This window comes from Delftia sp. ZNC0008, assembly GCF_000799035.1.
Lineage (GTDB): Bacteria > Pseudomonadota > Gammaproteobacteria > Burkholderiales > Burkholderiaceae_C > Comamonas > Comamonas tsuruhatensis.
Genome location: NZ_JTKZ01000236.1, coordinates 1 through 4,078 on the forward strand (window position 1 = coordinate 1; position 4,078 = coordinate 4,078).

The 4,078-nt window shown below is 69.0% G+C and carries 4 protein-coding genes; 2 read left to right on the forward strand and 2 right to left on the reverse strand.

Going from position 1 to position 4,078, the window contains the following annotated elements:
• The coding region (locus tag L995_RS07855) for a class II D-tagatose-bisphosphate aldolase non-catalytic subunit (protein ID WP_047470766.1) at positions 1 to 814 on the forward strand (814 nt) is incomplete at its 5' end.
• On the opposite strand, the gene L995_RS07860 is transcribed toward L995_RS07855, so the two are convergent.
• Positions 789 to 1,703 carry a LysR family transcriptional regulator gene (locus L995_RS07860; RefSeq protein WP_047470768.1) on the reverse strand — a complete coding sequence of 305 codons (915 nt, stop codon included), beginning with the start codon at positions 1,701 to 1,703 and terminating at the stop codon, positions 789 to 791. The two genes, L995_RS07855 and L995_RS07860, sit on opposite strands and share 26 nt — an antisense overlap.
• Positions 1,704 to 1,821: 118 nt before the next feature.
• Here L995_RS07860 and L995_RS07865 point away from each other — a divergent pair, with 118 nt between their 5' ends.
• On the forward strand, positions 1,822 to 2,865 hold the full coding sequence (locus L995_RS07865) for a bile acid:sodium symporter family protein (RefSeq protein ID WP_047470770.1): 1,044 nt from the start codon (positions 1,822 to 1,824) through the stop codon (positions 2,863 to 2,865).
• A gap of 59 nt (positions 2,866 to 2,924) precedes the next feature.
• On the opposite strand, the gene L995_RS07870 is transcribed toward L995_RS07865, so the two are convergent.
• On the reverse strand, positions 2,925 to 4,025 hold the full coding sequence (locus L995_RS07870) for a DUF6817 domain-containing protein (RefSeq protein WP_047470774.1): 1,101 nt from the start codon (positions 4,023 to 4,025) through the stop codon (positions 2,925 to 2,927).
• Positions 4,026 to 4,078: the final 53 nt, after the last annotated feature.

The window sequence follows — 4,078 nt, forward strand, 5'->3', positions numbered from 1 at the left end:
CCGCGTCTACGTGATCGGCACCGAAGTCCCCGTGCCCGGTGGCGCCGCGCATGCGCTGGAGCATGTGGAAGTCACCGCGCGCGCCGACGCCCAGCGCACGCTGCAGGTGCACCGTGAAGTCTTCGCGCAACAGGGGCTGGACCCCGTCTGGCCGCGCATCATTGCCATGGTGGTCCAGCCCGGCGTGGAGTTCGATCACACGCGCGTGGTGGACTACGCGCCAGCCGGGGCAGCCGACCTCCGGCAGTTGCTGCGCCAGCATCCGCAACTGGTCTTCGAGGCCCACTCCACCGACTACCAGCGGCCCGAGGCCCTGCGCCAGCTGGTGCAGGACGGCTTTGCCATCCTCAAGGTCGGGCCCGGCGCCACTTTTGCGCTGCGCGAGGCGCTGTTCGCGCTGGCCGCCATCGAGGAGCAGCTCGTGGATGCACCCCAGCGCTCCCACCTGCCCGCCGTGCTGGAGTCGGCCATGCTGGGCCGCCCCGCCAACTGGGAGCGCTACTACCGCGGCGAGCAGCCCGATCCCGGCGTCCAAAGGCTGCTGCGCATCTACAGCTACAGCGACCGCATCCGCTACTACTGGGCCGACCCCACGGTGAACGCCGCCGTGGCGCGGCTGCTGGACAACCTGTCCGCCTGCACCCTGCCCGAGAACATGCTCAGCCAGTTCCTCCCAGCCCAATACCAGGCCGTGCGCGCCGGGCGGCTGGCACCCTCGCCCCACGCACTGGTGCTGGACCGCGTGCGGGCGGCGATACGGCCGTATGCGGCAGCCTGCAACGCGAGCCTCACAGCTGCCCCGCCTCCCCCCTGATCAAATCCCACACGCTTTGCGCCACGGGCGACAGTTCGCGTTGGCGGCGGCGCACCAGCATGATGTCGCGCTGCACGCGCGGCAGCAGGGGGCGGCTGGCAAGGGCGTCGGGGGCGGCGCCACTCGCGGGAATTCGCCATGCCTGCGGCACGGCCAGTTCCGGCACCACGCTCAGGCCCAGGCCCGCCTGGAGCATGCAGAAGATGGTGGTGGTGTGGCCGACTTCCTGCACCACGGCGGCCTCGGCGTCGTGGGCCTGCAGCGCGGCGTCGATCAGGCGGCGGCTGCCCGAGGCGTGGTCCAGCAGTACCAGCGGCTGGCCGGCCAGGTCGCTCCAGGCCACCTGGCGCTTGCGAGCCAGCCGGTGCGTGGACGGGCAGACCAGGCAGAACGGTTCACTGAGTATGGTTTCGCAGTACAGGTCATCGCGGCCCTGCGGGTCGATGACCACGCCGAAGTCCACCTCGCCGCTGCGCACGCTTTGCAGCACATCGCTCTGGATGCGGTCCAGCAGCAGCAGTTCGATGCCCGGCGCCTGCTCGCGGCAGCGCGCAATGCAGCGCGGCATCAGATGCGCCGACAGGGTGGGGCTGCTGGCCACGCGCACCTTGCCCAGGCGCTGGGTGGCCAGGCCGCTGACTTCGAGCAGGCATTCATCCAGCGCATCCAGAACGCGCGTGGCATGGCCTTGCAGCAGGCGGCCGGCGTCGGTCAGCTCCACCTCGCGCGTGGTGCGGTGCAAGAGCTGCACGCCCAGGGCCTGCTCCAGCTCGGTGACATTGCGGCTGACGGCAGGCTGGGTCAGCGCCATCAGCTCGCCCGCGCGGCTGAAGTTGCGGCTTTCCGCCACGGCCAGGAAGGCGCGCAGCTGGCGCAGGCTGATATTCATACGGAAAAATTATAAAACCATCAGATAAATCCATTTCTCTTTTCAATGGCCGTGGCGTCCAATCGGGGCCTTGCAGCCTGGCTGCACGAACCGATAGTTAGTTGGAGAGAGTTTTCCCATGGCACGCCCCCGCTTCGCCCCTGACAATTTCACGCTGATGCTGCTGTCCACCGTGGCACTGGCCAGCTTCCTGCCCGCCTCGGGCGCCGTCTCGCAATGGCTGGAGGTGGCGACCACGCTCATGGTCAGCCTGCTGTTCTTCCTGCACGGCGCCAAGCTCTCGCGCGAGGCCATCTTTGCCGGCATAGGCCACTGGCGCCTGCACCTGACCATCTTCGCGGCCACCTTCGTGCTTTTCCCCCTGCTGGGCTGGGCGCTGCGCCCCGTGCTGGAGCCCCTGGTCACGCCCGAGATGTACATGGGCGTGCTCTTCCTGTGCACACTGCCGGCCACGGTGCAATCGGCCATTGCCTTCACGGCCATGGCGCGCGGCAACATGCCCGCTGCCGTGTGCAGCGCCTCGGCCTCCACGCTGATGGGCATCGTGATCACGCCCATCCTGGTCAGCATGCTGCTGCACAAGAGCGCCGAAGGGGGCGACGCGCTGCAGGCCATCGGCAAGATCGCGCTGCAGTTGCTGCTGCCCTTTGTGCTGGGCCATCTGCTGCGGCCCGTGATCGGCGGCTTCATCTCGCGCCATGCCAAGCGCGTGAAGTTCGTGGACCAGGGCTCCATCCTGCTGGTGGTGTACACGGCCTTCAGCGCCGCCGTCATCAGCGGCCTGTGGCAGCAGACGCCCCTGCCCGCGCTGCTGGGCCTGCTGCTGCTGTCGTCCATACTGCTGGCCCTGGTGCTGGTCATCACGTCATGGACGGCGCGCCGCCTGGGCTTTTCCAAGGAGGACGAGATCACCCTGGTGTTCTGCGGCTCCAAGAAGAGCCTGGTCAGCGGCGTGCCCATGGCCAAGGTGCTGTTCGAGTCCAGCGCCGTGGGCGCCATCGTGCTGCCGCTGATGATCTTCCACCAGTTGCAGCTCATGGTCTGCGCCGTGCTGGCCCAGCGCTATGCACGCCGGCCCATGCACCCCGAGGCGATCGAGGATGGCGCCGTGCCCGCCAGCGCTGCGCCGGCCGCCAAGGCCGAAACGGCGCCGGCCAAATAAGGCACGGGCGCGCTCCCACAACGAAAAAGCCTGGCTCTCGCGCCAGGCTTTTTTGCATCTCAGCCCTTCAGGGCCAGGTTGTTGAGCTTGTCCAGACGCTCGGGCCAGCTTCCCTGCTGCGCCGACTGCAGCAGGATGCGCGTCCAGGCGATCCAGGCGTCCCACTGCACGCGCTTGTCCCAGGCATTGCCCCAGCCGCTGAAGCACTGCAGCGCGCTGGTGGCTGCGCGCGCGGCGTCGTCGGCGCGGCCGGCAGACAGGTAGAGCTGGGCCAGCACCATCTGCGGCTCGCCCACCCAGGGGTTCAGGCGCACGGCGCTTTCCAGCACGGCCGTGGCGGCGTCCAGGTCCACCAGCGGCTGGTCCAGCTGGATCACCGACCAGTACAGCGACACGGCAGCGGCCTCGTCGCCGGGCGACAGCTGCCGGCTGCAATGGTCGAACACCGGCGGCAGCGGCAGCTGGGCGCGCAGCGCCGGGTGCTGCAGCGCACGGCCCAGGTCGCTGATCTGGCTGAGCATGCGGCTGGCAGGCCGCATGGGACCGGGCCACAGCGAGGCCGCCCAGTGCACGCCCTGCTGCCGCTGGTTCTGCACCTGCGGAAACTGCGAATAGATGTCTTCCTGCCAGCTGAACCACTGCTCCATGGCATCGGCCATGCTCACGATGGTGAAGGCCGCCACCTCATAGGCGCTCAGGCGCTGGCTGCGGCCGGCGGATTCCAGCGCCATGGAGCCGTCTTCGGCCAGGTCGCCGGCCAGGATCTTCTGCATGAACTGCGTGCGGCTCATGGTGCAGAACAGGTAGACCAGGTGCTCGGCGCCCTCGCCCACCAGCTCGCGCAGGCGGCCGCGCTCGCTGCCCGCGTCGAACTTGACCAGGTCCACGAAGGCGTTGCCGTAGACGCTGTGCAGCAGGCCCAGCAGGCGCATGTCGCGCGGCTGGCGCCACAGCGCCAGCGAACGCGCCACGCCCGCCAGGTGGTGGCGGAAGGTGCCGGCCTTGTGCCAGTCCTGGCCCACGCCGCGCGCCAGCACCACGGGCAGCACGGGGGCGAGGTCGGCATCCTTGGCCAGCCATTCCTCGTCCAGCAGGTCCTGGGCGCGCGTGAACAGCGCCTCGTCAAGTGTCTGGAACAGTGTCGGGACAGGCAGGCTCATGCAGGTACCTCCATGGCAGCGGCAGGCCGCTGGGTATATTGCGCCACCCAGCC